Genomic DNA, 21952 nt, shown 5'->3' with positions numbered 1-21952 from the left:
ACGTGGCGCTCGGAGCATTCCCAACGTTCGGCAAGGGTGCGGGGAGTGAAGACGGTCGGGCGGTCATCCATCGGCCGCTCTCCTGGTCGCCTTGGCGTAAGCCTCGAATGCCTCCTTGTCGCCGGCGCAACAAGTGTAGCCCGCGAAATCCGGTCCCATGCGGTAATTGCCGTCCATGCGGAAATGGGCCGGTCCGATCTTCATGCCGGGGAAGCGGAACGCGATCACGACCTGCTTCCAGTGCCAGCCGCCTCGGCCGGGGATCACATAGGCGTGGTGGCGCTCGCGAAAGCGGTCGCCATCGGCTTCATCGCAGAAATCAGCGTCGGGGAATCTCCGGCGCACGATGGCCTTGAACGCCTCGATGGCACGCTGCTCCTCAGCCTTGCGACGGCGGCGTAGGCTGTAATACCTGCGAGCGCAACGCGAGCCGCAGAAGACATGGCTGTGCTGGGTGCCTATCACGCCTTCGAGGGGCAGCCCGTTATCGCAAAGCCAATCCTCATCGATGCACGCTCCGCACTCGGAGCACTCGAAATGCCAGCCATGGGCGATCATGACGCGGGCCGGGATCGGCTTCCCGGCATAGGCATCGGCCCATGGAGCGCGGCGGCAGCTCACTGCGGAGAATTCACCATCGGCATATTCGTTCGCGCCCAGGCGGCGCGCCACGACGTTGTGAACGGCGAAGATGACCGCTCCGGTGTTCTCATATTCTTCAGTGACGGTGTAGGCTCGGAGGGGCTTTGTCACGATTTCGCCCCCTCACCTTTCCACGGCCCCATGTAGAGGTTGTGCCCGGATTCTGTGGGACACTTTGCCTTCCGGATCGCCTTGAGGAAGTCACGGGAATCCATCGGCAACTCGCCCAGAAAGAATTCGGTTCGGCAGTCGCGGCAGTGGGCTACGACGGCTTTGCCCGCAGCCATCAACTGGTGCTGCTCGGGTGTAAGGCGGCTCATGAAACCCTCCCGCGCCCATCCGGCGTCAGGCGCACATAGAGCGTGAACATGTCTTGAGGGTCATAGGAGCGTTTGACGCGGTAGATCGTGGCCCGGCGCTCGGATTCGTCCGTCGCCGTCCAGAGAACGGTATCGCCGGGCTTTGGATTGCCCGGGTGGTGCACCATGAAGCTCATACGAACCGCACCGTCCAACCAGTCGCGGATTCGGTCGAACAGCCTTTCCGGCTTCACCTGATAGAAGGTGCTTCCGTGGATTGCATGGCCCCAGCGGTTGCGGCCTCGGCGGAAATCGAGTTTCATGCCGATGGCTCCGGCAACCGCGGCATGAACTGCTCCACGCAGCGCTCAAGCTCGGCGATGCCCTCGGGCCCATCCATCTCCGCAAGCTCGCGCAGGGACGGCAGCCCCGTTTCAACGGAGCGCTCGACCTCGGCGCGGGTAGCTTCCCTTCCCTCGGCGAACCAAAGCACCTCGATAGGATCGCCGATGCGAAACAGAATGCCGTCATTTCCGGCGCGTGGTCGGAACGGCCGGAAACTGGTGGTGATCCACACACCGACGGCGCCGGGATTGCGCTTGAGGCCGAATCCGGCAGCCTCGCGGCGTTCGTCGGGTAGGCCGCGCGTGCGCCGCTGGGCCAGCGGCCGCGACAGGAACGGGCAGTTCTTCGCGGAAAAGATTGCGCATTCCCGGTGCGATGGCGGATCGGAGATTGTCCGGTTGATGCCGCACATCGGGCCTATGACGAAGGCCTTGTATTTTCCCATCGTCTGCCCGCATACCCAGCAGCGGGAATGACGGACGGCATGCGCCATCTTCTGTGCCGAGACGACGCGGAAATCGCGCTCGCCGTTCACCTCTTCGGCGAAGTACGGGATCGGAAAGCCGGTCTTCGAGCGCGGCAGCGATGACATGCGCGCTGGAAGGTCGGGAAATTGGCGGCTGACGATGGCGTTCATGCTGCCGCCTTCCGGATCTTGCGCGCGGCAGGTTTCCGGCCCTGCTTCCCAAGCAGCGCCTTCTCCAGTTCCTTCACCAGATAGGTGCCCAATTGCTTTTCGGTCATCGTTTTCATGGCTGAATCTCTGTGATGCAATTTACGCTATATTGAAGCATTTTGTGCGTCAAGTGAGGCGCAAGCGATTTGGTGGAAAGGCGATCTTACCCGTCTCCTTCGAGTGCACGGCGGCCATCCTCCTGTGCTTCAAGGGCGCGGAGGGTGGCGAGGACGAGGGCGATGGCGGCGGTGGCGCAATTGGTGGCGCGCTTCTCATCATTGTGGCCCGGAGCCTTGCGCGGATTCCAGACTGTTGCCTGTCCCTTGTCGCCGGTCCCGCTGACTCGGCATTCCCACGACCACCCCGGCAGCACCCGCTCGCACAGCGCTATCGCTGCGTCGAGGGAGGCGGAATACGGGCGAACCTCATGGGCTGATATGTGCTTGATGCCCCGGTCCCACGATGACCCATCCACCTTCCGATAGACACACCCGGCGCCGTCCCACTGGACGAACTCATAGCCGTTGACGGCGCACCAGATCATGCCGTCTAGAACCAATTCAGGGCCGGCGGCTTTCTCCAGCTTTTCTATCAGTTCCCGCAGATCACCCATCGCCCTGGCCCTCCATTGCTTTGAGGGTGACGCGTTCCTCTGGGCTGTCGATGCTCATGGTGAAGCCGCAGCACTTGGGCCAGCCGTGTTTGAGGCACGACGCGCTGTTCACGCGTTGCGTGTTGCCGCACGCGTGACACCATACGCGACCACGAGATAGTTGCGACACACTTGCGGCAATAGAGCCGTGTAGATCACGCATCCCCACCTCCTGCCGTAGAGGCGGCGGGGGCGGCGGACAGTTGCGCAGCCCATAATGCATCGGCGTAATGCGCGGGGGCAGACCAACGGGCCGTGAACTCTTTGCGCATTTCAGGTGTTAGCTTCTCGGGCACCAGCTGCCACCCGCTCGGCACCGCCTGCGGGGCATCCGGCTTGGATGACGTGAGGGCGGAGTTGACACCTTGAGCGAAGTAGGAAGCAAAGGCGTAGTCGCTGGGAGGAAATCGCCTGATCACCTTACCCTCCCGCTCGACCGACCAGTACGGCCCATGATCGTCATGCTGCCTCAGAACCTCCACCGGCCCGCTCGGCTGCGGGACGGGGTGGGTGTAGAGCGGGGTCACCTTCCATCTCGGATCATGCATGCGGAAGGTGGCTAGATCTGGATCGCGGGTGATAGCATCGGTCTCCCGCCACGAGCCGTTGACGCCTTCACCGCTACAGAGCCATGCGAACGGCTCACCATGGGCGAGCGCTGCGGCTTCGAGCGCGGCTCTGGCTGCCATACGGCAATCTTCGCGGGACAGCCGTTCATCATATGCATCGCGCTCATCTGTCATCGCGTCACCGCAATCGCAGTCAAGGCCGCGTTGCTCCGTGCAACAGCACTCCCACGTTTCACCCCAAGCATTAGCAATAGCTCGCGCTGCCGCCTCAACTTCCGTTTCGCTGATCTCAACCACGGTCGGGGTGGGAGAAGGTAATTCCCCACACGGCTTAGCTAGGCGTTCCTCAGCCTTCTTCGCGCGGGCTTCTGCGGTTTCGGCGCGTTCCACGGCTCGATAGGTATTCGTCGCACGAATTTCATCGACATATCGGAGCAGGTAATCCCGCTCCCGCTCTGCCGCCTCGCAGCGAGCCTTGAGGGTGCGGATTTCTTCTGAAACCGCAGCGCTATAGTGCTCCGCCAACATCTTCGCTGCACCCTGCGTTGCCTCATCCGCGGACAAGCCTGGTCCGAACTCAATGCGCCCATCGTGGGTGAACTTCAGCAGATATGTAGGCTCAGGAAACCCGATCAGCGCTTCCACGTCATTTGCGGTGTCGGTCATTGTGCCTCCAGTTGTTTCTGCGCCTTCTTAACGGCGCGCTCGAAGCGCTTGAATTTGCCGTCGGGAAGAGGCGAGTTGCGGAGGATGAAGACGGATTCGGTGATCAGTTCGCGGAGCGCCGAAGCTGGCACGAAGCGGATGCCGTTGACGATGAGGCACCGGGTGTTGTCGCAATCGGCGGAGATGGTCTCGGTGGTGTTCATATCTTCACCCTCGAGCCAATCGCCTTCACTCTGACGCGGGCCTTGGGCATAGAGGCGCGGAGCGCCCGGTGCACGGCCTCACGCTTCGCCTGGCGCGCTTTGGCGATGCCTTGGGTATGGGAGCGCCGGAGAGCCTCCCGCTCGCGCTCCATGGCCTCGGCAAAGGCGGGAATCGCCTTGGCGAGGATGGTGGTCGAGGCGCGGCGCTCGCGCCAGAGGAGCCACGGCCGGAGCCAGCGGCGGATGGTGGAGAGGGTCATGATACCTCCTCGCAGATTGGACGGTTGGCGAGTTCAAGGAGCACATCGGCATGGCAGGGCGCACCGGCCGGGCACCAGCAGGCGAGGTTCTTGCCGCGGAGAAAGCTGGAAACCCCAAGGCGTTCGGCCTCCTCCCGATAGAGCTTGACCGCGATAACACGCGCACCCTCCTCATTGCCGCATCGGATTCCGCCGATAGGCGTGTTTGGGCCATCCACAAACCACCATGCGCCTTTGCGGATCGACCAAGGATTGCCGTAGCCCGTCGAGCGGTCGACCTTTATGGCCGGCAGACCATTCACCTCGCGGGAATGCTCCTGAAGTTTGAAGCCCTTCGTGCGGGAGAGTTGGAGGCGCACGGGTTCAACCACGGTCGGCCTCCTTCGCATGGGCAACCATGTGTTCCGGGAGCGCCCGGCCGCGCGTATCATCTTTCTCGACATCGTTGTGGGCACGCTCTGCGCGAATGCGATGGTCGAGCCGTTCATGCTCCTGCCGAATCCGCGCCGCCTGTTCCGGTGTCCGCACGCTGCCGTACATGTGGTTTTCAGGGTTCCAATCCTGGCCCGTGACAGCCTCGACGAGCTTGATCAGATCGCTGCGGGTCCGCATATGGCGGACATGGAGGAAGCGGCTGTAGCGGCCGGCCACATCGGAACGTATCCACACAAACCAGTATTCGGCTCGCTCGGGATTGGCGATCTCGCCGGCGCGGTTCCGGTAGGCCATCGGCGCGACCTCGATGCCGATATCCTCAAACGAGGTCATGAAGCCTGTGCCGGCGGCATCGCCACACCAGAGAAGCCAGTGCTTGTCGGGCTGCCGATCGAACTGGTGCCATTTGAAGCCGACCTCACGGAGCCAGTCTTCGGTGATGAGGAGTTCGTCGCTCATGCCGCATGGACCTCCGGGATTCCATGGCGCTGAGGCACCCGAAGCGGGTTGTGATAGCCTTCTGGCAAATACGGCTGGAGATCGCGCTTGATGTAGTGTCGCTTTCCGAGCCGGTTCAGCTTCTCGACTATTCGGAGCGTGTAGTCGCGCCAGTCGGTCGTGCGGGTGATCTCCTTGAGGTAGTTGGCCTGGCCGACCTTGTAGAGGTCGACGAAGCCGTGCGTCGCGTCGACGATCGCGAGAGATGCCTCGATGTCGAGCGTCGGCTCGAGGCTGACCCAGGTGAAGATGCCACGCTCATGATAGGCCCGCAGAGCTGCCAGCCTGTCGCTCGGGTCGGCGGCGCCGCGCTCCCACTTCCGCGAGAAACGCTCGTCCAGGCTGGTCAGCGTCGAAGCGAAAGCATCGCGCTCCGGGCGGAATGCGTAAATATCGCGCAGCGCTCTCGTGCCTCCCTTGGTGAGAGTGCAGAACGCGAGGCCGTGATCGCGGAGGACTTCGAGCGTGATGCGGGTGAGGCTGCAGTCGCCGGGGTGGTAGGGATCGGTGGTGAAGGAGAGCATCACCTGCTCCGTGATCGCGGCCGCCTCGTATTTCCTCGCATCGGCGACCAGACGCTTGTGGAAGTCGACGCGCTCGACGGCGCCGGCATCGAATTCGGACCGAGGCTGCTTCGTCACCAGCGGCACATAGCAATAGGCGCAGCCGTGGCCACAGCCGCGGTATGGGTTGGTTGCGAGCGGCGCGTATTCTCCCGCCTGACCCTTCGGCGCATAGATGATGGAGCAGCCTTTGACGCTGACGCCATCAGGATTGATCATGACAGTTTTCATGCTGGCACCTCGACTTCGCCAGCATGGAACGAAGCGATTGCCTCGGCATATGAGGGGCGCGCCGGTCCATGCGCACCACATGCGAGGCATGCAGCCTGGACCTCACTGAAACCGCGCGCTGTCACGGCGCTGTCAGGGAATCCGAATTGAAGGCCTTCGCCTTCATGCCCGCAATGCGGACAGCGACCGATATCGGGTAAATCATCGAAGATGTTCATGCTGCTCTCCCCGCGTTTCGTTGAAGTTCGTCCCGGCTCACCTCGATCATGGAGGCGATGACATCGAGGACCTTTTCCTTGCTGGCCTGAAACTCGCGCTTGCCCATGGCGCGCATGGACTGGCTCTTGGCCGTGTAGCGGGTGACAACAGCGCCATCGACCCTCACCACGCCGTACTCATCGAGCGGACGGATGAATGCGGCGAGCCGCAAAGCCTCGGCTTTCGATGAGCACACGATTGAATGGCTGTCGTAGTATCCAGCCTTGATGAGTGCCCGCTTGCGAAGGTGCTCGGGTGTCGGGAACTCTGCCGCGATATTTTCCGGCAGGTTCTCCCATCCTTCCTTGATGGAAGCGAAGTAATGGCGATGGCTCTCAGATGAGCGCTCTTGCTGTTCGACCAGCAAATAGACTTCGCCGATCACATATGCCTGGTCCGCGCGCTTTTGCACATATGCGTTGTGCGGGACGAAGGAATCGCCCGTCCAGCGGAAGGCCAATGGCGTGGTGCTCATGCCGGCTCCCCCGCCTTCTTCCGCAGCCGCACACCCATGTCATCGCAGATGCGGATGATCTCGTCGGCGGACGCAGGCTTGCCGAGACGCGTGAACCAGAGCGCGATGGTGTGGGCATGCTTGCCGCGGCGCGCCATGGTGCGGATCGTGTCGGTGTCGCGAACAGTCCATTTGAAATTGAGGTGGGCCGCGCTACGCATCGGATTTCTCCCTGCGCAGCTCGCCGCGTCGATCAAGCGATGCAGGAATGTCGAGATCGATGTCGGCGGTGGAAACGGTGACGGCTTCTCCGGATTTGGCCTGTTTCGCACTCGGCGCTTCGCCGACCCGACCTGGAGTAGCGTTTGCGCGCTGCTCCATTTTTGCACGACCGGCATTCGGGGTTGGTTCGCTGGGCTGGCCGTCGTCAGCCCCTGCAGCTAGCGGGTCGGGTTGAATTGGATCCGGGGAGGACGTGGGAGGAGGAACGCCCTCCCCGGCATCGACCGCCTGCGGGGAGGAGGACGCAGACGGATTCGAATTCGCTGCCGGGCTTTCACCGGCTCCGGCATGGCTCACGCTACCCGCTTCCGGTTTGACCGGGATTGCCTTCGGGGCGTTTTCCGCTGCCACGGGGTTGTTCGGCTGAGCCGTTGTTCCTCCGGCGCGGTCCATCTTGGGTTTGGCGGATTCGATGATCTCGCCGGTCTCGGGATCAATCACCCCGGCGCCGATCTTCAGCGCTACAGCGTCTGAGAGGCGCAAGTTCTCGGCGTGCGCTTCTTCGGTAATGAGGCCATTCGCAAGGAGTTCAGCGGAGAACGCCTTGTTGTCGTCCATCGCTTCGGACGTGCGCCGCTTTGCGCGAGCTTCGCGATCAAGGGGAACTGCCCCCCGGGCATCCCTGAACATGTCCATCTGGATCATGCCGAGGGCATGCATGTAGGTGTGGAGGATTGCTTCCTCCTCCTGCCGCTCGGCCTGGTCTTTCTTTCGCAATTTTATGATGGTGCGGACTGCCTTCGTATCGAAACCGTTGCCCTTCATCTCCGCGTAGACATCCTTGATGTCGTCGGAGATGTTTTTCTTCTCCTCCTCGAGCCGTTCGATGCGCTCGATGAAGGCGCGCAGCTGCCCCGCTGCGAACGTGTTGTGGCCTACCGTGTCGCTCATGCGCGCAGCCTCCGCTTTGCCTTCGGGAACGGTCTGGACGGGATTTTCTTCTTGCGCCGCGTCTGCCCGGTGCGACCTTCCAGACGCTTGAGCTTCGCGATAGCGGGCTGATCCACCTTCGCGGTCTTCGTCGCGTGGGCCGGCTTGTTGAGGGCGACGATGTGGTTCAGGTCGCAGGACGGGGGGATGGTGTCCTGCTTCGCCTCGTCCCACTGACGGAGCTGAATGGGAGGCTGGTGGTCGAACTGGACTCCGTCGAGAGGGTTGAGCCTCGCGCCGGACGGTTCCTTGCCGCCCTGGCGCACGACGATTTCCAGTTTTTCGCGCACGGTCAGGGCGCGCGGGCGCCATTTCTCGGGAGGACCGGAGACCCTTGCGCCATGATCCGGGGATGAGGCGATGCGAAAGGCCATGGCCCCTACCCCGCGTTGACCGGATGAAGTTGCGTCAGGCGGCGCGCCTTTATCTTGTGCGCGATGTCCAGATTGGTATCGTCGCTGTCGTGGGCGAAGGTTCCTTCCGGGTCGAGATTGGTCCAGACCTCCTCGACGGTCTCAGCATCCATCGCGCCGCCCATTGCGGACTCGAGCTCTTCGAAATAATCCGCAGCGCTGAACTCGTCGCCCATGATGGCATCGGTCGACTCGCCCGTTTCCGTGACGATCTCGCGCTCGTCCATGACGTCGGCATCAACCACGTTGCCGGGAGACGGAGGGATGGAGGGAGACGGCGGCGAGGACGGTGACGGAGGAGTGATCGCGCGGCGCGGCTCCTCGGGCTGCTGATCGATGGCATAACCGTTGTGGGACGCGATCTCCCTCGCCTCGAACTCATCGGTGATGCCGCCGAGCACGTCTGCGAACAGATCGCGCAGACAGTAGCCCTCTGCGCGCCACTTCTGCATCCGTGGCGAATATCTGTGCCACGTTGAGTCGTTCGGAACGTCGTCCCAAACCTGCTGTCCGTTCTTCCAGACCTTGCCGCGCCGGGTCTCGCGGTCATCCCACAATCCCGCGCGCTTGGCGTCGGTGATCGAAAAGATTTCCGTCTTTTCCTCGCCGGTATCCGACCGCCGAGCCCAGCAATAGCCGATCGAGCGATCCTCGACCGTCTTCATCTGCTCGATCTGACCTTCGTCTATGCCAATGCTGGCAAGGAACTTGTCGGAAGCGTTTGCGATAAAGCCGCTCTTAATGAACTCGGACTTTCTGCTGCGACGGACCACATTGACGATGCCGTCCCCGTAGAGCGCTGGCTTGTTGCCGATGACGGTAAAAGACCGCAGCGACACCATCGGCGGCAGCCCAAGTTCGGCCCCGGCCATGATGGTGGTCGCGACGGCGCTGGTCGCGCGCTTTCCCCATCGCTGCCAGACCTCATGCTCAGCATTGTCGGCCGGCGGTTTGCCCGTCAACGAAACAGGCGCGATGCCCGCCTCGACGATCATCGTGGAGACGCGCCATGTCTCCTCCAGATTGGTCGGGATGATGGCACTGACGGGGGCGCCCGTCATGAGGGAGGGAAGGTTTGCGGGTCGGTCGTTCATCGGGCTTCCTCCTCGACGGGTTCAGTCTCGACATTAGGCTGAACGGATTGCTTGGCGCGGTCGGATTCGGACTTGACATCGACCACCTCGACCTTGGTCCAGCCGTTCCGCGTCTCGGCGCGGACGATCTGGCCGACCTCGACCGGGAAGTCGGCGAAATAGTCATAGGTCTTCTCGGACTTGCCGAAGCGCACGGAGACGACGGTGCGGGACTCGGACATCACGCCGCCCTCCGCTCTTCATGGCGCTCTGCACCGTCGGGCATCGTCGCGCCCTGGGTCCGCGCGATGCGGTTGGCGATCTTCTCGACCGCCTCGCGAACCTCGGATTCGTTCCGCAATGCCATCACCAGCTTGTCGTAATCGGTGATGCGGGCCGTGTAGAACGTGCGCAGAGAGACCTTGGCGCCGGTGCGGCCAGCGCTGACATCACGGGCCTGCGCTTCCTTCTCGCGCTCCTCGGCCTCGCGGGCGAGCCGCTCGGCTTCCTTCTGGGCCGCGGCGCGCTCAAGGTCGGTCTGCCTGTCGGCCTCGGCGGCTTTACGGGCCTTTTCCTCGGCCTCGCGCCGCAGGCGTTCGGCTTCCTCGCGCGCCTTCCGCTGGCGTTCCTCTTCCTGCCGCCGCAGTTCGTTCAGCCACGCATCCGTGGCGCGCTTGAGCGCCTTGACGAGCGCCGCAGCATCCTGGCGCCAGCGCCACCGGTCGTCGATGCGGCGAGCCTCATCGAGAACGGGCTGCTTCTCGACCTTGAAAGCGCCATCGGCCTTGTTCGCGATGCCGCTGATCTTCTTGGCCCACACGGCGATCTTGTCGGCCTGCTCCTGACTCTGCACGGGCTTCTTGAGGAACTCGTTGGCAAGCTCCGCTTCGGCCATGAACTCGGCGCGCAAGTCTTCGCAGGGATCGCCGGTCTTCTGCTGGTTGTGGCCAATCGGCGCCGGGGGTTCATCGGGCCATGCACCGCCAGCGGCAACGCTGCGATAAAGCTCCTCGGAGATCGGCCACTTGAGGGACCAAACCCATACCTCGTTGATCTTCCCGGCCTCGACCGGCCTGTCGCCATCGAGGCAGAACAGAGCACCGTCCTCCCCACGCCAGATGGCAACCGGAAGATATGGGCCGTCCTTGTGCTGCCGACGACGATAGAACCCCGACTGCGGGTCGGATTCGGAAGGCGCAAGCTGCTCGATCTGGTCGCGGCGCAGTTCGCGGCCGCCGCCCATTTCCAGAGCCTTGCGCCAATATGCCCACTGGTCTGCCATGTAGTGCATCTCCTGTTTCACGTGGAGCAATTCGTGCATCAACCCGGATGCGTCTCGCTCCTGATCGAATGGGTTCCGGGCCGGGTGGCGGCTTGGGGGTGGGTTGCGGGATAGGACCATCCACCCGGCCCGGAATTGCTCGACGCTAGGGGGCGAGCGCGAGCAAATCTCCTATGATGGAATTCGCCAGTTGACTGCTGACCTCGGGGCCGAAATCGACATGGCCGGCGAAGACGGCGCTGACGGCGAAGGCCTTGACCGCGAGCCCTTCCATGGTCGTCGCGGGAAGGAACTTGATGCGGTCGGCGATATCGACGGTGCGCGCCACGGCCTTTTCCAGCACGGCATCGTCCGCATCGGAAAGCGCCTGTTCATCATTCCACGCCTGCCGCAGTTCCTGGCCGAGGCGGATCAGTTCGGCGTCCTGCATGTCTCTCTCCCTCGGATGCCCTTTGGCCTAGGCCGCGTGCCGCAGCCAGATCGCCTTTCCGAAGCGGCGGAAGTATCGCGCCACAATCCATCGGGCCTGCACGTCCTCGAAGCGCTCCGGCTTGGCCTTCCAGTCGCGCGCCTTGAGCAAACCGAGCTCGTACCGGTACCGGTCGCGCAACCCCTTCGAGGCCTCCGTGGTGGACAGGAAACTCGTCGAGACGGGATAGGCCGACAGGTACCGCATCAAGCCGAACTGCGTGTTCTGGAACTGGCGCACGGCTTCGCGGATGCGGGCGCGCTGCTCGATGCGGCGAAGCTCGCGGTTTTGCTTCTGGATCGCGCGGCTCTCGGCCTCGTAGCGTTCGATAGCGTTCATGGCGCTCACCGGCAGAAGGTCTTGAACTGGCGCGCAAGACCGTCGGTCTCGGCCATGAAGTCCATCAGGGCATTGACTGCAGCCGCCCTCGCCTTCTCGAAGCGCTGGACGTGCGCCCCGGCGATATGCTCGATGCCATGCATGCGGATGGCATCGATCTCGACCGCCTCATATCCGGCGCCCATGGCGATCTGCTGGAGTGCCTCGTCAACGGCACGGCATTCCGCCTGGTTCGGCGCGGCATGCGCCGGATCCTCGACCATCGCCACGACGGCGATGCTGGCGGCGAGGAGGAAGGAAACACGCTTCATCTTTCATCTCTCCCAGTGGCGGGCAGATCGGCGTTGCGCCTCTTCGTGCCCGTTGATGGGAGGGATAGTTGCAAATCTTGCAACCAGCGTCAAGAGAAAAAGTTGCACTTCGTGCAACCTCTATGGTGCGTATCATGCAGCTAATCGGCGGCCATATCCGGCCGGAGATCCACGATGCGAACGCAGGACGGGACTCGAGTCGGCAGGGAACCGAGGGGATCGCGCTATGTGCGCTGCTTGGTGCCGTCGGTGAGGACGCGGGAAACTTCGCGGAGTAGCCTCAATGCTTCCTCGCGGTCGCTCTCGGGGAGGTCGAAGGTGCGCTCCAGGCGCGCCGCGATCTCCGCATTTATGCTTCGCCTGTTTTCCACGGCGGCTATTTTGATCCGCTCCATGAGAGCGGCCGGAAGTCGCAGGTGGAAACTGGGCTGCTCGGGCGATGGCATGCCCCGACTTATGGCCTAAAGGTTAAGCCTCTGAAATCGTTCCATTCACTGGTATAAAAATACCATTTCGTGGTACCATTTTTCCCCGCTATTCACAGGCAGTCACATTTCGATACAGGCCGTGATCACAAGCAAGGCGAGAGGTTCCGAAAGTGATACAATCGGCACTTGGGACGGGAGACCCCAAGCAAAAGCAAGAGTATGATCGTGGAAAGACAAAAAGAAGCCGTCGAAGGCCTAAACAGGCGCACAGTCATGGCGGGACTTGCGGCGATCGTCGCGGGCGGGAATGCGGAAGCGGCTTACAGCCCCAAGGAGAAGATACACATCGCCGCCATGGCACTGGCGCAGTCGATGGAAGACGTGCACGGCGGCAGTTGGGATGTGCATGTCGATCACGAACGCCGCGTGGTGGTGATCGTGTCGCACACCTAGGCGATCAGGTTCCGGTCTTCTTTCGGGGGAAGGCGGTTTCCAGAATGCGCCTGGCGCGCTCCCTCTCTTCCTCGTTGCGATCGCGGAAGAACTGGGTGAGCCAATCTTCATCCGGGTGGCGGAAAAGACCGTCGACTGTCGTGCCGAACAGAGCGGCAAGCTTCTCGAGATAGGCATCCGAGGGAAGCTTTCCCTGGAACCAGCGCGTCACGAGACCCTTGTCCGCGCCGATCTCGCGCGCGACGTCGGCCTTCCGCATGTTGCGGTGCTCGGCCCATTCCGGGATGAAATGGATGCGGACAGGTTCCTTGTCCGCATGGATTCGCACGGGGTTGGTCATCGTGCAACTATACCCCCTCCCCGCGTTGTCGGTCGTTAGCATGACTTGCAACTCGGCGAGGAGGCCATTGTTGCACCCTATGCAACCGATCCACTCACAGGGCAGAGATGCGCATCTTGGCGCGGCCGATGATTTTCAGGTCCTCCGGCTTCACCGTCTCTTTCGGGATGTCGGGATTGTCGGTGGAGAGCTGGACAAGGCCCGCTGCCGTCGGCGACAGGAACCGCCACTGGACAGCGCCGCCGATCTCCACGGCATAGACGCCCGGCCGTGCCGGGCTCTTGTCGTCGAGGTCGAGGACAAGGGCATCGCCTCGGGCGACGTACCGGTGCAGGTCGTCCGTGTCGATGATCCTGAGTTCGAGATTGCGCTTCGGAAGACCGGGCATCATCTGGCGCAGGAAGTCATCGCGAACCGAAACGGTCGGTTCGTCCTCCCCTTCGGCATAGATGCTGCGGAACCTTTCCGGGTCCACATCGGCCAAGTGCGGGTAAAGGATTTCATGCGGTGCACATTTGAGGATCGGCGCAAACCTCTCGGCCCATTCCGCGGTCATCCTGATGCTCTTCTTCAGCCAGGGCGATTCAAGGCGAATGATCGTGGTTCGCGACGTTCCGACGGCCTCAGCCAACTCGGCCCGCGTCATTTCGGCCTTCTCGCGCTGGATCTGCAAGCCAGATTTGCGATGGCTTTGTTGCGCCGCCCCGGCAAGCCTTGGTTGCGGTCCCGTCTTCTTCGCCATTCCTGTCCCCGCATTCCGGTTGAAAGATGCACCTATGTAGCATTTTTTGCATCACTTTCCACAGCGAGAATCGCCACCGCCGAGGCTGCCTTGACTATTGATGCAATTTGCGCTTCAACGGTGCGCAGAAAGCTTCAAGCGAACCCATGAGCAAAACGATTCACCCTCTCAAGCAATGGCGCCTCGGGCGCCGCCTGTCCCGGGCCGAGGCCGCGAAGCTCGTCGGCTCGACACGCTATAGCTGGCTTCGCTGGGAAAATGGACAGATGCCCGGCCCGCGCCATCTAGATCAGATCATCATCCTCACCGGTGGTGTGGTGACGGCGAATGACTGGATCAGCGACGAGGCGGCCAGCGCCATTGCCGGCAATGCGGAGCGTCTGACGCGTGAATTGTCCACGGTTCTCAGCGGCAGCGGGACGCGCCACATCGGCGCGCGCACGAAGCAGGACAACGTTCCGGTCTAGGCGCCTGCGCTCGCCGCTCCGCGCGACGTGCGTCACGCCGATGGTCATTTCATCGTCCCGCTGGCGGACCTCTTGAGCGGGACGATCTGTCGGAGGGAGAGGCAGGCGCGGCGGTGCCTCCTCTCCCTCCTTCCCCGGCCGCGAACCATCACCTTGCGGCCGATCTGAAACTGTTTTGGCGCTTTCGTCGATGTGCCGTCCAAGCCTTTCGACGATCCGCGCCGCAGCCTCGCCAATGGGGCGAGGTCCATGTGTGTGTGAGTGCGTAGGCTTCTTTCCTGTCTGGTCCATGTTCTGGACCATGCAGGAAGAGGCGTCGAATATGTCCGAGAAGTCATCGGAGAAATCCGAAATGTCGTGCGTTGAGTTTGTTCAGGATGCGTTGCGCAATCACGTTGCGCCACCCGGCTCCGGGGTGAATGTCGGAGATCGGATTCGGCATGCCGCCAGGCGTCTCGGCTGGGGGCATAGCCGAACCAAGGATGCGTGGTACGCTGCGCCTCGCATCTCCATCAGCGGGGACGAGCTGCGCAAAATCGAAGAATTGACGGGTCTGCGCTATGGCCGACAGGAACTCAAAGAACTCGATGAACTCATCGGCCGGGCAGACGCGCTCCTGGAGGGCGAGAACGCGGATCTATATCGCCCGATCGTTGATGCGTTCCGCGCGTTGGCTCGCGCTCTGGATCGCGCCGGAGCTCCGTGAAAACAAGGAGCGCCGCAAATGACTTATGGCGCACGGAGAACATGCGCCGTCGAGATAGCTGAACTGTTCGGAGTATCGACTTCACAGGTGAGGCGCATTCACCGGAAGGCGTGGGCCTGGCTAGAGGGCACCCCAGGATGAGCCATCACGCCACCAACTGGGCCATCCAGCAACGCGGATTGAAGCCCGCCACCAAGATCGTGCTGTGGCATCTTTGCGATCGTCACAACCCCGACGAAGGCTGTTTTCCTTCACAGGATCGCCTCGCGCACGATTGCGAGATATCGCGCTCGGCCCTCAATGAGCATCTCAAAATCCTTGAGGCAAAAGGGCTGCTCCGCCGCGAGCAACGTCTAGACCCGAGAACGAAGCGCCAGCTCTCAACGCGCTACGTCTTCGCATTTGAGCCCGACTTCACTCAGCCACAAGATGTTGTGGGGCCGTGTCCGGAATCTGAACACGGAGCCGTGTCCGGAAAATCGCCTGAGCCGTGTCCGGAAAAATCTAATTTCCGTGTCCGGAATCCGGACACTAACCCTGTAAAGGAACCAGTAAGAGAACCCAGGAGCGCGCATGCGCGCGCAGGTGGGGGAGATTTCGATATCTTGTGGGATGGATGGAGGGAGGAAAACCGTCCAGACCATCGAGAGACCGCGGTAAGGCTCTTCGACAATCTGTCGCCAGAAGGGCAACGCAAGGCGCTTTCGGGCTCGGTGCCCTTCCAGAAGGCAATGGCGCTCGGCGGAAAGCGGGCCAAGATGATCACCTATCTCCGCGACCGGCTCTTCCTCGACTTCCATGATGATCCCGAGATCGACAAGGACGGCGATTTCGTCATCCGACCCGGGCAGCCGGAATGGAGCGAATGGCTTGGCGCGATCCGGCGCCAGCACGGGGCCGATGCAGTTGAGCGCGTGGCCCGAGGAAAAATCATTGTTAGGAAGCAGAGATGGCCCACTCCGGAGCTTGTTTCCGCTTGACTTCATTGATGCATTTTACGCATCGTATGCGCATTAGGTGCTTCGCCTCGACATGACCTCATGTTCCACCATCGCAACATCAGCCCGGAAGCATCCATGAGCGGCCCGTTTCTCGATTCGCCAAGAGACCTTGAGCGCCGCATTGACCGCCTCGTCGAGCATTTCCGCCATGCCGAGTGGATGTTCTACGCCCAGAAGCCCAAAGGCATCCCCTCCCCTTCGGATCTCCTCTGGCTCCTCTTGACCGACGCGATGGACACGGTTCGGCGCTTGCCCTTCACGGAGTTGCGTCAGGTCTCCGCGGTGCGGACCTACATGCCGGGAGCGCGGGTCACGCCCGCGGACTTCCGCGCCATGCGCAATGCGCGCCTCCAGGCCGGAATGCCGGAATACGACCTCCAGGAGCCGCGTCAGGCCGTGAACCAGAGCGCAGCGGACCGGATGGTCGATGTCTTGGACCTCCTTCGCTTCGTCAGCGGCAAGAACGCCGACCGCATGCGCCGCGTGTGCCTCGCCCGGGCGGCCGGCATGTCGCTCGAGCAGTGCGGGAGGATTTGGGCGAAGGGCCGCACCGACTTCGACCGAAGGGCAATGCACGACATCCGCAGCCGGGTGATCGGGCAAATCCTAGACGGGATCGCAAAGCATTTCGGGCTCGTGAAGACGAGCCGGGGCTTCCGGCGCCTGACGGTGCGGGAAATTGAGCAACGGAAGAAGCGGCGGCAACAAGAAGAGCGGGAAACAGCGCAATGAGCGAATACCTGGAATTCCTCCGCACCAAGATGAAATTTGCCCCAGCGACAGGCTTCGATATCGACGAATCCGAGATAAACCCGGACCTGAAGCCGCATTGTCGCGCCATCGTCAAATGGGCGCTGCGGGGCGGCCGTCGCGCGGTCTTCGCTGCGTTCGGTCTGCACAAGACCTCGATCCAGCTCGAACTGATGCGCCTGATCGGCAGGCATGTCGGCGGTCGCCGTCTGATCGTCCTGCCGCTCGGTGTGCGGCACGAGTTCTTCTCCGAGGCGCAGGAGCGGTTCCGGGGCGAATTCGCCATCCGCCTCAAATTCGTGCGCCGCAACGATGAACTCGACGACGATGAGGCGATCTATGTCGCCAACTATGAGAGCGTGCGAGATGGGAAGCTCGATCCGTCTCAGTTCACTGCGGCGTCGCTCGACGAGGCGGCCGTGCTGCGCGGCTACGGCACGAAGACCTTTCAGACGTTCCTCCCTCTTTTCGAGGGCGTGCGCTTCAAGTTCGTCGCCACCGCTACGCCGTCGCCCAATCGCACCAAGGAACTGATCCACTACGCCGGCTTCCTGCAGGTCATGGATACCGGACAGGCGCTGACGCGCTTCTTCCAGCGCAACAGCGAGAAGGCGAACGAGCTCACGCTCTACCCACACAAGGAAGACGAATTCTGGCTGTGGGTGAACTCCTGGGCCGTCTTCCTGCAGAAGCCATCGGACCTCGGCTTTGATGACGAGGGCTATGTTCTCCCGGAAATGACAGTCAACTGGCATGAGGTGCCGACCGACCATGCCGCAGCCGGTTACGACCGCGACGGCCAAGGGCTCCTGATCAACGATCCGGGGGCCAGCGTCGTGCACGCCGCGCGCGAGAAGCGCATCAGCCTTTCGCCGCGGATCGCCAAAATGGCCGAACTGATCGCCGAAGCGCCAGAGGAGCATCGCGTGCTCTGGCATCACCTCGAGGACGAGCGTCGCGCCATCGAAGCCGTCGTGCCTGGCGTGCGCTCGATCTTCGGTAGCCAGGACCTCGAAAGGAACGAGCAGAACGCCATCGATTTCAAGGAGGGGCGCTTCCGCGACCTCGCGACCAAGCCGGAGATGAGCGGGGCAGGTTCCAATTTTCAAAAGCACTGCGCCTGGGCGATCTTCATCGGCATCGACGCCAAGTTCCACGACTTCATCCAGGCGATCTACCGGATCGTACGTTTCGGACAGAGCCGCCCCTGCAGAATCGACATCATCTATTCGGAGGCCGAACGCGGGACGCGACGGATCCTCGAAGAGAAGTGGGGCGAGCATGACCGCATGATGGAGCGGATGACCGAGATCATCCGCAAATATGGCCTCGGAAATCTTCCGCTGGACATTGTCTTGAAGCGTTCGATCGGCGTCGAGCGTCGCGAGGAAAGGGGCGAGTTCTTCACGATCGCCCTCAATGACTGCGTCGACGAGGCGATGCGCCAACCCGACAGCAGCGTCGGCCAGATCATCACCTCGATCCCTTTCGCCAACCATTACGAATATACGGCGAGCTACAACGACTTCGGCCATACCGACGACAACGACCATTTCTGGTCGCAGATGGATTTCCTGACGCCAGAGCTTATCAGGATCCTGCAGCCGGGCCGCATGTGCTGCGTCCACGTCAAGGACCGCGTCATGTTCGGGAATGTCACCGGCACGGGCCTGCCGACCATCTCGCCGTTCCACGCCGAAGCGATCTTCCACTTCCGCCGCCACGGCTTCGATTATTGCGGGATGATCACGGTCGACACCGACGTGGTGACCGAGAACAACGGCAATTACCGGCTCGGCTATACGGAGATGCTGAAGGACGGGACCAAGATGGGCGTCGGCTCGCCCGAGTATGTTCTCCTGTTCCACAAGCCCCAGAGCGACCGCAGCCGCGGCTATGCCGACGTCCCTGTCACGAAGGCGAAGGAAGATTACTCCCTTGCGCGGTGGCAGATCGATGCCCATGCGCATTGGCGCTCCAGCGGTGACCGCTTCCTGACCCGCGAGGAATGGGCTTCCCTCGCCCCGGATGCGGTGCCGAAGGCCTTCCGCGCCTATAGCGAGGTGACGGTCTACGACCATGAGGAGGTGGTGGCGATCGGCGAGGCACTCCTCGCCAAGGGCCGTCTGCCCAAGAAATATATGGCGCTGGCGCCGGCCGCACGGCAGCCATGGATATGGTCGGATGTCGTGCGGATGCTGACGCTGAATGGCAGGCAGTCGCAGCGCGCCGTCGAGAAGCATATCTGCCCGCTCCAGTTCGACATCGTCGACAGGCTGATCGATCGGTACTCCAACCCCGGCGACACCGTCTACGACCCCTTCGGCGGACTCATGACGGTGCCTTACAGGGCGATCCTCAAAGGCAGGCTTGGCATGGCTTCGGAACTCAACGAGATCTCGTTCGAAGATGGCTTGTTCTACTGCTGTGAGGCGGAAGCGAAGCGGCTTGTTCCGAGCCTGTTCGACCTGTTGGTTCCACAGGTGGAAGCAGCAGAATGAACCTCGACGTCTCAATGCCCAGAGACCTTCGGCAGCGCCGGCGCCGCATCGGCTACGCCGCCATCGTCGCCGTCGGTATTGCCGACACCACGGAAGTCTTCCGGCTCGCCACAGCGGAGAACATCGAAGGCCACCTCGGCGACCTCCAGCCCGGCCGGTGGGAACCTCTTCACTTCGCCCGCGTCGTCTGGACGCCTGGAATGGCTGTGGCCCGAACGATCACCGCCAGAACCGAGCGCTTCCTTGCCGACACGGGCTATGCGCTGGGCCAGCACTGGTTCAATGCTCCGCTCGACCTCTTAGACCAGCTCATCACCGCCGAGGCACGAAGCCTCAACACCCGTACCTGGTCTCATGCCGAGCTCGTGGAGAAGCTCCGAAAGCAGGCCGATGATGAGGCCGACCGCTTTGCACAAGGTGTTTACTGATGTTCCCGACAGCAGATCAGATCGCCACCGCGATCGTCACTGCATGCCGCCTCACCGGCAGCAATCCGGTCCTCATCGCCCTCGGCACGGAAGGCGGCGAGAAGGCCCGTGGTCGCCATATCGCGCTGGCTGCCCTCGTTGAGGCGTTCCCCGACGCGCGGCGCACGGGATTGGCCCGGAGCTGCGGATATCGGACGCCGGCGTCTGCCGTCAGCAACCTCACCAACTTCCGCAAGCAGAGCTGGTGGCGCGAGGCGTGGGTGGATGAGGTGGTAGGCGAACTCGTCTCCGAACAATATGCGGAGGCCGGGTGATGGCGCAGAACACCTCTTCCGCCGTCATGCAGCAGCGTTCGGAGCCGCACGACAGCCTCGATGATTTCCCTACTCCGCCATGGGCAACGCGAGCGCTCTGCGAGCATGTCATTTGGCCGTCATGCGCGGGATGGCCGAAGAAATTGGATCAGCAAACCGTCTGGGAACCAGCCTGCAATCGCGGCTATATGGTCAAGCCGCTCCGCGAGTATTTCGGGATCGTGATCGCATCGGACGTGCATGACTATGGCCATGGGCATGTCGTGCGCGACTTTCTCTTCCCCGGAGATATCCGAAACGTCGACTGGATCGTCACCAATCCGCCATTCAGGCTCGCTCGGCAGTTCATCGCCCGCTCTTCCCAACTCGCCCGCATCGGCTTTGCCATGATCGTGCGGAGCGCCTTCCTTGAGGGCACGGGGCGCTATGAAGGTCTTTTCAGCAAGAACCCGCCTTCCATCATCGCGCAGTTCACTGAGCGCGTGATCATGACCAAAGGAATCGTCCGAGATCCCGCCAAGCTCTATTGGGACGAGAAGGCCCAAAAGTGGAAGCGGCCATCAACCGCGACTGCCTACACGTGGCTCGTCTGGATCGATGGACAGAGCGATACGCGGTTCATGTGGATACCACCGTGCCGGCGCAAGCTGGAGCGGCCGAACGACTATTCGGAGTCCACCTGATGCTACTCCAGCATTCCCGCTTCCTCGGCCGCCGCCACGAAAGCCTTCCGAGCCCGTTCCGGATCGGCGCCTTTCTCCGCCACCGCCAAGCATGCGCGGCAGGCGGCGAAATACTTCGCCCCGCGCTCGGCCCTCTTCGGCCATTCCTTCGCGAGGACCTTGGCGGCTCGCACCGTATCGCGCACAGGAATCCGCGTTCCGCCGGCTGGCCCGGCGTACACCACCACCGGCTCTTTCCATCCCCATTTCGCCATGCGCATCAACGCGGGTTCGGGAGGGCGGTTGCATGAAGCATAGCCGCTCCTCCGCTGAAGTCGAAATCCGCGAAGCCGTAGTGAAGCGTTTCCGAGAACTGTGGCCAGACGCCCGCATCATTCACGAGATGAACGTGGAGCATGGCAGCTCGCGCGCCGATGTCGTCGCGGTGCAGCCTGACCGCATCTGGATCTGCGAGATCAAGAGCGAGCGCGACAAGCTCGACCGGCTGCCAGGACAGATCGGAGACTTCGGTCCTTGCTGCCACGGCATGATCATCGCTGCCCATGAGAAGTGGACAAAATCTCCCGGCATGGAGACTGTGAAGCATGGCGTCATAAGGCAGGTTCCTTCACCGCTGACCGTGGCGCTGGCCGGGACACGGCACTGCTACGATATTTGGTCCTACCCGGAGATGAACAGCGGAAGCCGCTGGCGCGCCTGGTCTGCGCCCTACCGAACCGAAGTGCCGTGGCATCATCGCATGCTCATGCTGCTCTGGGCCGATGAGATCCGCGCCGTCGCCGCCCTGCATCGCATTCCCTGCGACCGCCGCACGCCGGCCTACAAGATCGCGCCGGAAATGTCGCGCCTCATGACCGGCCGCGAGATCGAGCGCGCCGTGTGCCAGATGTTGCGAGCGCGAGACTTTGCTGAAGCCGATGCGCCCATCGATCCAATTCCCCTCGGCGCCGAGCGCCCAAAGTCACAGGAGCTTTTCCGTTGAACCACTTCGCAGGCTATACCCGCGCCGTTCCCGGCGGTTGGTGGGCTATGCTTCGCTTCGCCGAGGATGCCAGGCCGGCGCCGATCCTCGGAAAAGGCGCCCGGCCGATCGTCTTCGCGAGCGAATTGGAGGCGCAGAAGGCGGTAACATCGCACCTCTTGGCCTATTTCAACGGCGACCTGCGCCGGCATGGCGAAATAGCCGCGAATCCAAAGGCGGCCGCGGAAACGTTCTTCCGAAAAGGCCGCCGCATCGAGGTCGAGAAGCGCCGGCCAAAATACGAGGATGAAGCGGCGGCATAGAGCCG

General features: G+C 62.4%; 36 protein-coding genes and 1 pseudogene. 11 read left to right on the top strand and 26 right to left on the bottom strand.

What is annotated here, in order from left to right; all coding sequences use genetic code 11:
• Positions 1-63: 63 nt before the first annotated feature.
• The 23 genes and pseudogenes from PVE73_RS05145 to PVE73_RS05035 form a co-directional block, all read right to left on the bottom strand.
• Positions 64-753, bottom strand: coding sequence for a hypothetical protein (locus PVE73_RS05145; protein WP_277365917.1), 690 nt, complete (start codon positions 751-753; stop codon positions 64-66).
• A complete protein-coding gene (locus PVE73_RS05140; RefSeq protein ID WP_277365916.1) occupies positions 750-962 on the bottom strand; it encodes a hypothetical protein in 213 nt (70 codons plus the stop codon). The genes PVE73_RS05145 and PVE73_RS05140 overlap by 4 nt, the downstream gene beginning before the upstream one ends.
• Entirely contained in the window at positions 959-1264 is a 306-nt protein-coding gene (locus tag PVE73_RS05135; protein WP_277365915.1) for a hypothetical protein, read from the bottom strand. Before PVE73_RS05135 ends, PVE73_RS05140 begins: the two co-directional genes overlap by 4 nt.
• The gene (locus PVE73_RS05130) at positions 1261-1923 is read right to left on the bottom strand and encodes a hypothetical protein (protein WP_277365914.1); all 663 of its coding nucleotides are present in this window, start codon (positions 1921-1923) and stop codon (positions 1261-1263) included. The genes PVE73_RS05135 and PVE73_RS05130 overlap by 4 nt, the downstream gene beginning before the upstream one ends.
• 202 nt (positions 1924-2125) lie before the next feature.
• A complete protein-coding gene (locus PVE73_RS05125) occupies positions 2126-2575 on the bottom strand; it encodes a hypothetical protein (protein WP_277365913.1) in 450 nt (149 codons plus the stop codon).
• Between the two features lie 194 nt (positions 2576-2769).
• Complete coding sequence (locus PVE73_RS05120; RefSeq protein WP_277365912.1) at positions 2770-3849, bottom strand: hypothetical protein; 1080 nt, start codon at positions 3847-3849, stop codon at positions 2770-2772.
• Entirely contained in the window at positions 3846-4052 is a 207-nt protein-coding gene (locus PVE73_RS05115; protein WP_277365911.1) for a hypothetical protein, read from the bottom strand. Before PVE73_RS05115 ends, PVE73_RS05120 begins: the two co-directional genes overlap by 4 nt.
• Positions 4049-4312, bottom strand: a complete 264-nt coding sequence (locus PVE73_RS05110; RefSeq protein WP_277365910.1) for a hypothetical protein — start codon at positions 4310-4312, stop codon at positions 4049-4051. Before PVE73_RS05110 ends, PVE73_RS05115 begins: the two co-directional genes overlap by 4 nt.
• Entirely contained in the window at positions 4309-4683 is a 375-nt protein-coding gene (locus tag PVE73_RS05105) for a DUF4326 domain-containing protein (RefSeq protein ID WP_277365909.1), read from the bottom strand. Before PVE73_RS05105 ends, PVE73_RS05110 begins: the two co-directional genes overlap by 4 nt.
• The gene (locus tag PVE73_RS05100; RefSeq protein ID WP_277365908.1) at positions 4676-5206 is read right to left on the bottom strand and encodes a hypothetical protein; all 531 of its coding nucleotides are present in this window, start codon (positions 5204-5206) and stop codon (positions 4676-4678) included. The genes PVE73_RS05105 and PVE73_RS05100 overlap by 8 nt, the downstream gene beginning before the upstream one ends.
• A complete protein-coding gene (locus PVE73_RS05095) occupies positions 5203-6039 on the bottom strand; it encodes a radical SAM protein (RefSeq protein ID WP_277365907.1) in 837 nt (278 codons plus the stop codon). Before PVE73_RS05095 ends, PVE73_RS05100 begins: the two co-directional genes overlap by 4 nt.
• A complete protein-coding gene (locus PVE73_RS05090) occupies positions 6036-6257 on the bottom strand; it encodes a hypothetical protein (RefSeq protein ID WP_277365906.1) in 222 nt (73 codons plus the stop codon). Before PVE73_RS05090 ends, PVE73_RS05095 begins: the two co-directional genes overlap by 4 nt.
• The gene (locus PVE73_RS05085) at positions 6254-6772 is read right to left on the bottom strand and encodes a hypothetical protein (protein WP_277365905.1); all 519 of its coding nucleotides are present in this window, start codon (positions 6770-6772) and stop codon (positions 6254-6256) included. The genes PVE73_RS05090 and PVE73_RS05085 overlap by 4 nt, the downstream gene beginning before the upstream one ends.
• The gene (locus PVE73_RS05080; RefSeq protein WP_277365904.1) at positions 6769-6972 is read right to left on the bottom strand and encodes a hypothetical protein; all 204 of its coding nucleotides are present in this window, start codon (positions 6970-6972) and stop codon (positions 6769-6771) included. The genes PVE73_RS05085 and PVE73_RS05080 overlap by 4 nt, the downstream gene beginning before the upstream one ends.
• A gap of 700 nt (positions 6973-7672) precedes the next feature.
• A pseudogene (locus PVE73_RS28220) lies at positions 7673-7924 on the bottom strand (DUF2312 domain-containing protein); the annotation flags it as partial.
• Complete coding sequence (locus PVE73_RS05070; protein WP_277365902.1) at positions 7921-8337, bottom strand: hypothetical protein; 417 nt, start codon at positions 8335-8337, stop codon at positions 7921-7923. The pseudogene PVE73_RS28220 and the gene PVE73_RS05070, both read right to left, overlap by 4 nt.
• A 5-nt stretch (positions 8338-8342) precedes the next feature.
• Positions 8343-9470 carry a hypothetical protein gene (locus PVE73_RS05065; RefSeq protein WP_277365901.1) on the bottom strand — a complete coding sequence of 376 codons (1128 nt, stop codon included), beginning with the start codon at positions 9468-9470 and terminating at the stop codon, positions 8343-8345.
• Entirely contained in the window at positions 9467-9691 is a 225-nt protein-coding gene (locus tag PVE73_RS05060) for a hypothetical protein (RefSeq protein ID WP_277365900.1), read from the bottom strand. Before PVE73_RS05060 ends, PVE73_RS05065 begins: the two co-directional genes overlap by 4 nt.
• Positions 9691-10731: a hypothetical protein gene (locus PVE73_RS05055; RefSeq protein ID WP_277365899.1), complete on the bottom strand. Its 1041-nt coding sequence runs from the start codon at positions 10729-10731 to the stop codon at positions 9691-9693. Before PVE73_RS05055 ends, PVE73_RS05060 begins: the two co-directional genes overlap by 1 nt.
• 145 nt (positions 10732-10876) lie before the next feature.
• Positions 10877-11161 carry a hypothetical protein gene (locus PVE73_RS05050; RefSeq protein ID WP_277365898.1) on the bottom strand — a complete coding sequence of 95 codons (285 nt, stop codon included), beginning with the start codon at positions 11159-11161 and terminating at the stop codon, positions 10877-10879.
• A gap of 27 nt (positions 11162-11188) precedes the next feature.
• The gene (locus PVE73_RS05045) at positions 11189-11539 is read right to left on the bottom strand and encodes a hypothetical protein (RefSeq protein ID WP_277365897.1); all 351 of its coding nucleotides are present in this window, start codon (positions 11537-11539) and stop codon (positions 11189-11191) included.
• Positions 11540-11544: 5 nt separating this feature from the next.
• Positions 11545-11850 carry a hypothetical protein gene (locus tag PVE73_RS05040; protein ID WP_277365896.1) on the bottom strand — a complete coding sequence of 102 codons (306 nt, stop codon included), beginning with the start codon at positions 11848-11850 and terminating at the stop codon, positions 11545-11547.
• A 224-nt stretch (positions 11851-12074) separates the two neighbouring features.
• Positions 12075-12245, bottom strand: coding sequence for an Arc family DNA-binding protein (locus tag PVE73_RS05035; RefSeq protein ID WP_277365895.1), 171 nt, complete (start codon positions 12243-12245; stop codon positions 12075-12077).
• A gap of 258 nt (positions 12246-12503) precedes the next feature.
• Between PVE73_RS05035 and PVE73_RS05030 the strand changes: the two genes are divergently transcribed.
• Entirely contained in the window at positions 12504-12731 is a 228-nt protein-coding gene (locus PVE73_RS05030) for a hypothetical protein (protein ID WP_277365894.1), read from the top strand.
• A gap of 4 nt (positions 12732-12735) precedes the next feature.
• Here PVE73_RS05030 and PVE73_RS05025 read toward each other — a convergent pair whose 3' ends face one another.
• Positions 12736-13071, bottom strand: a complete 336-nt coding sequence (locus PVE73_RS05025) for a helix-turn-helix transcriptional regulator (RefSeq protein WP_277365893.1) — start codon at positions 13069-13071, stop codon at positions 12736-12738.
• A 94-nt stretch (positions 13072-13165) separates the two neighbouring features.
• Positions 13166-13813 carry a hypothetical protein gene (locus tag PVE73_RS05020; protein WP_277365892.1) on the bottom strand — a complete coding sequence of 216 codons (648 nt, stop codon included), beginning with the start codon at positions 13811-13813 and terminating at the stop codon, positions 13166-13168.
• Between the two features lie 146 nt (positions 13814-13959).
• On the opposite strand from PVE73_RS05020, the gene PVE73_RS05015 reads away from it, so the two are divergent.
• The 8 genes from PVE73_RS05015 (at position 13960) to PVE73_RS04980 (ending at position 20663) form a co-directional block, all read left to right on the top strand.
• On the top strand, positions 13960-14280 hold the full coding sequence (locus PVE73_RS05015; RefSeq protein WP_277365891.1) for a helix-turn-helix transcriptional regulator: 321 nt from the start codon (positions 13960-13962) through the stop codon (positions 14278-14280).
• Positions 14281-14602: 322 nt separating this feature from the next.
• Complete coding sequence (locus PVE73_RS05010) at positions 14603-14986, top strand: hypothetical protein (protein WP_277365890.1); 384 nt, start codon at positions 14603-14605, stop codon at positions 14984-14986.
• A 137-nt stretch (positions 14987-15123) separates the two neighbouring features.
• Positions 15124-15966 (top strand): helix-turn-helix domain-containing protein, encoded by an 843-nt coding sequence (locus PVE73_RS05005; RefSeq protein ID WP_277365889.1) that lies wholly within the window; start codon positions 15124-15126, stop codon positions 15964-15966.
• A 96-nt stretch (positions 15967-16062) separates the two neighbouring features.
• Positions 16063-16719, top strand: a complete 657-nt coding sequence (locus PVE73_RS05000) for a hypothetical protein (RefSeq protein WP_277365888.1) — start codon at positions 16063-16065, stop codon at positions 16717-16719.
• Positions 16716-19238, top strand: a complete 2523-nt coding sequence (locus PVE73_RS04995) for a DNA methyltransferase (protein ID WP_277365887.1) — start codon at positions 16716-16718, stop codon at positions 19236-19238. Before PVE73_RS05000 ends, PVE73_RS04995 begins: the two co-directional genes overlap by 4 nt.
• The gene (locus tag PVE73_RS04990; RefSeq protein ID WP_277365886.1) at positions 19235-19666 is read left to right on the top strand and encodes a hypothetical protein; all 432 of its coding nucleotides are present in this window, start codon (positions 19235-19237) and stop codon (positions 19664-19666) included. Before PVE73_RS04995 ends, PVE73_RS04990 begins: the two co-directional genes overlap by 4 nt.
• Entirely contained in the window at positions 19666-19980 is a 315-nt protein-coding gene (locus PVE73_RS04985) for a hypothetical protein (RefSeq protein ID WP_277365885.1), read from the top strand. The genes PVE73_RS04990 and PVE73_RS04985 overlap by 1 nt, the downstream gene beginning before the upstream one ends.
• A 143-nt stretch (positions 19981-20123) precedes the next feature.
• Positions 20124-20663, top strand: coding sequence for a methyltransferase (locus PVE73_RS04980; RefSeq protein ID WP_346772397.1), 540 nt, complete (start codon positions 20124-20126; stop codon positions 20661-20663).
• Positions 20664-20665: 2 nt separating this feature from the next.
• Here PVE73_RS04980 and PVE73_RS04975 read toward each other — a convergent pair whose 3' ends face one another.
• On the bottom strand, positions 20666-20890 hold the full coding sequence (locus PVE73_RS04975) for a DUF982 domain-containing protein (RefSeq protein WP_277365883.1): 225 nt from the start codon (positions 20888-20890) through the stop codon (positions 20666-20668).
• Positions 20891-20949: 59 nt separating this feature from the next.
• Between PVE73_RS04975 and PVE73_RS04970 the strand changes: the two genes are divergently transcribed.
• Together PVE73_RS04970 and PVE73_RS04965 are read left to right on the top strand one after the other, a co-directional pair.
• Entirely contained in the window at positions 20950-21645 is a 696-nt protein-coding gene (locus PVE73_RS04970) for a hypothetical protein (RefSeq protein WP_277365882.1), read from the top strand.
• Positions 21642-21947, top strand: coding sequence for a hypothetical protein (locus PVE73_RS04965; protein ID WP_277365881.1), 306 nt, complete (start codon positions 21642-21644; stop codon positions 21945-21947). The genes PVE73_RS04970 and PVE73_RS04965 overlap by 4 nt, the downstream gene beginning before the upstream one ends.
• Positions 21948-21952 lie beyond the last annotated feature (5 nt).

Origin of the sequence: Chelativorans sp. AA-79, from assembly GCF_029457495.1 — a bacterium.
In the GTDB taxonomy this organism is placed as follows: domain Bacteria; phylum Pseudomonadota; class Alphaproteobacteria; order Rhizobiales; family Rhizobiaceae; genus Chelativorans.
Note: the sequence above shows the minus strand (reverse complement) of the source record. Positions and strands in the feature narration are given on the sequence as shown.

What these genes read in the sequence shown, in the direction of transcription:
- PVE73_RS05140 (WP_277365916.1), bottom strand. Translation starts at nt 962, where the DNA reads ATGAGCCGCCTTACACCCGAGCAGCACCAGTTGATGGCTGCGGGCAAA.
- PVE73_RS05135 (WP_277365915.1), bottom strand. Translation starts at nt 1,264, where the DNA reads ATGAAACTCGATTTCCGCCGAGGCCGCAACCGCTGGGGCCATGCAATC.
- PVE73_RS05130 (WP_277365914.1), bottom strand. Translation starts at nt 1,923, where the DNA reads ATGAACGCCATCGTCAGCCGCCAATTTCCCGACCTTCCAGCGCGCATG.
- PVE73_RS05125 (WP_277365913.1), bottom strand. Translation starts at nt 2,575, where the DNA reads ATGGGTGATCTGCGGGAACTGATAGAAAAGCTGGAGAAAGCCGCCGGC.
- PVE73_RS05120 (WP_277365912.1), bottom strand. Translation starts at nt 3,849, where the DNA reads ATGACCGACACCGCAAATGACGTGGAAGCGCTGATCGGGTTTCCTGAG.
- PVE73_RS05115 (WP_277365911.1), bottom strand. Translation starts at nt 4,052, where the DNA reads ATGAACACCACCGAGACCATCTCCGCCGATTGCGACAACACCCGGTGC.
- PVE73_RS05110 (WP_277365910.1), bottom strand. Translation starts at nt 4,312, where the DNA reads ATGACCCTCTCCACCATCCGCCGCTGGCTCCGGCCGTGGCTCCTCTGG.
- PVE73_RS05100 (WP_277365908.1), bottom strand. Translation starts at nt 5,206, where the DNA reads ATGAGCGACGAACTCCTCATCACCGAAGACTGGCTCCGTGAGGTCGGC.
- PVE73_RS05095 (WP_277365907.1), bottom strand. Translation starts at nt 6,039, where the DNA reads ATGAAAACTGTCATGATCAATCCTGATGGCGTCAGCGTCAAAGGCTGC.
- PVE73_RS05090 (WP_277365906.1), bottom strand. Translation starts at nt 6,257, where the DNA reads ATGAACATCTTCGATGATTTACCCGATATCGGTCGCTGTCCGCATTGC.
- PVE73_RS05085 (WP_277365905.1), bottom strand. Translation starts at nt 6,772, where the DNA reads ATGAGCACCACGCCATTGGCCTTCCGCTGGACGGGCGATTCCTTCGTC.
- PVE73_RS05080 (WP_277365904.1), bottom strand. Translation starts at nt 6,972, where the DNA reads ATGCGTAGCGCGGCCCACCTCAATTTCAAATGGACTGTTCGCGACACC.
- PVE73_RS05070 (WP_277365902.1), bottom strand. Translation starts at nt 8,337, where the DNA reads ATGGCCTTTCGCATCGCCTCATCCCCGGATCATGGCGCAAGGGTCTCC.
- PVE73_RS05065 (WP_277365901.1), bottom strand. Translation starts at nt 9,470, where the DNA reads ATGAACGACCGACCCGCAAACCTTCCCTCCCTCATGACGGGCGCCCCC.
- PVE73_RS05060 (WP_277365900.1), bottom strand. Translation starts at nt 9,691, where the DNA reads ATGTCCGAGTCCCGCACCGTCGTCTCCGTGCGCTTCGGCAAGTCCGAG.
- PVE73_RS05055 (WP_277365899.1), bottom strand. Translation starts at nt 10,731, where the DNA reads ATGGCAGACCAGTGGGCATATTGGCGCAAGGCTCTGGAAATGGGCGGC.
- PVE73_RS05050 (WP_277365898.1), bottom strand. Translation starts at nt 11,161, where the DNA reads ATGCAGGACGCCGAACTGATCCGCCTCGGCCAGGAACTGCGGCAGGCG.
- PVE73_RS05045 (WP_277365897.1), bottom strand. Translation starts at nt 11,539, where the DNA reads ATGAACGCTATCGAACGCTACGAGGCCGAGAGCCGCGCGATCCAGAAG.
- PVE73_RS05040 (WP_277365896.1), bottom strand. Translation starts at nt 11,850, where the DNA reads ATGAAGCGTGTTTCCTTCCTCCTCGCCGCCAGCATCGCCGTCGTGGCG.
- PVE73_RS05035 (WP_277365895.1), bottom strand. Translation starts at nt 12,245, where the DNA reads ATGGAGCGGATCAAAATAGCCGCCGTGGAAAACAGGCGAAGCATAAAT.
- PVE73_RS05025 (WP_277365893.1), bottom strand. Translation starts at nt 13,071, where the DNA reads ATGACCAACCCCGTGCGAATCCATGCGGACAAGGAACCTGTCCGCATC.
- PVE73_RS05020 (WP_277365892.1), bottom strand. Translation starts at nt 13,813, where the DNA reads ATGGCGAAGAAGACGGGACCGCAACCAAGGCTTGCCGGGGCGGCGCAA.
- PVE73_RS05015 (WP_277365891.1), top strand. Translation starts at nt 13,960, where the DNA reads ATGAGCAAAACGATTCACCCTCTCAAGCAATGGCGCCTCGGGCGCCGC.
- PVE73_RS05010 (WP_277365890.1), top strand. Translation starts at nt 14,603, where the DNA reads ATGTCCGAGAAGTCATCGGAGAAATCCGAAATGTCGTGCGTTGAGTTT.
- PVE73_RS05005 (WP_277365889.1), top strand. Translation starts at nt 15,124, where the DNA reads ATGAGCCATCACGCCACCAACTGGGCCATCCAGCAACGCGGATTGAAG.
- PVE73_RS05000 (WP_277365888.1), top strand. Translation starts at nt 16,063, where the DNA reads ATGAGCGGCCCGTTTCTCGATTCGCCAAGAGACCTTGAGCGCCGCATT.
- PVE73_RS04995 (WP_277365887.1), top strand. Translation starts at nt 16,716, where the DNA reads ATGAGCGAATACCTGGAATTCCTCCGCACCAAGATGAAATTTGCCCCA.
- PVE73_RS04990 (WP_277365886.1), top strand. Translation starts at nt 19,235, where the DNA reads ATGAACCTCGACGTCTCAATGCCCAGAGACCTTCGGCAGCGCCGGCGC.
- PVE73_RS04985 (WP_277365885.1), top strand. Translation starts at nt 19,666, where the DNA reads ATGTTCCCGACAGCAGATCAGATCGCCACCGCGATCGTCACTGCATGC.
- PVE73_RS04970 (WP_277365882.1), top strand. Translation starts at nt 20,950, where the DNA reads ATGAAGCATAGCCGCTCCTCCGCTGAAGTCGAAATCCGCGAAGCCGTA.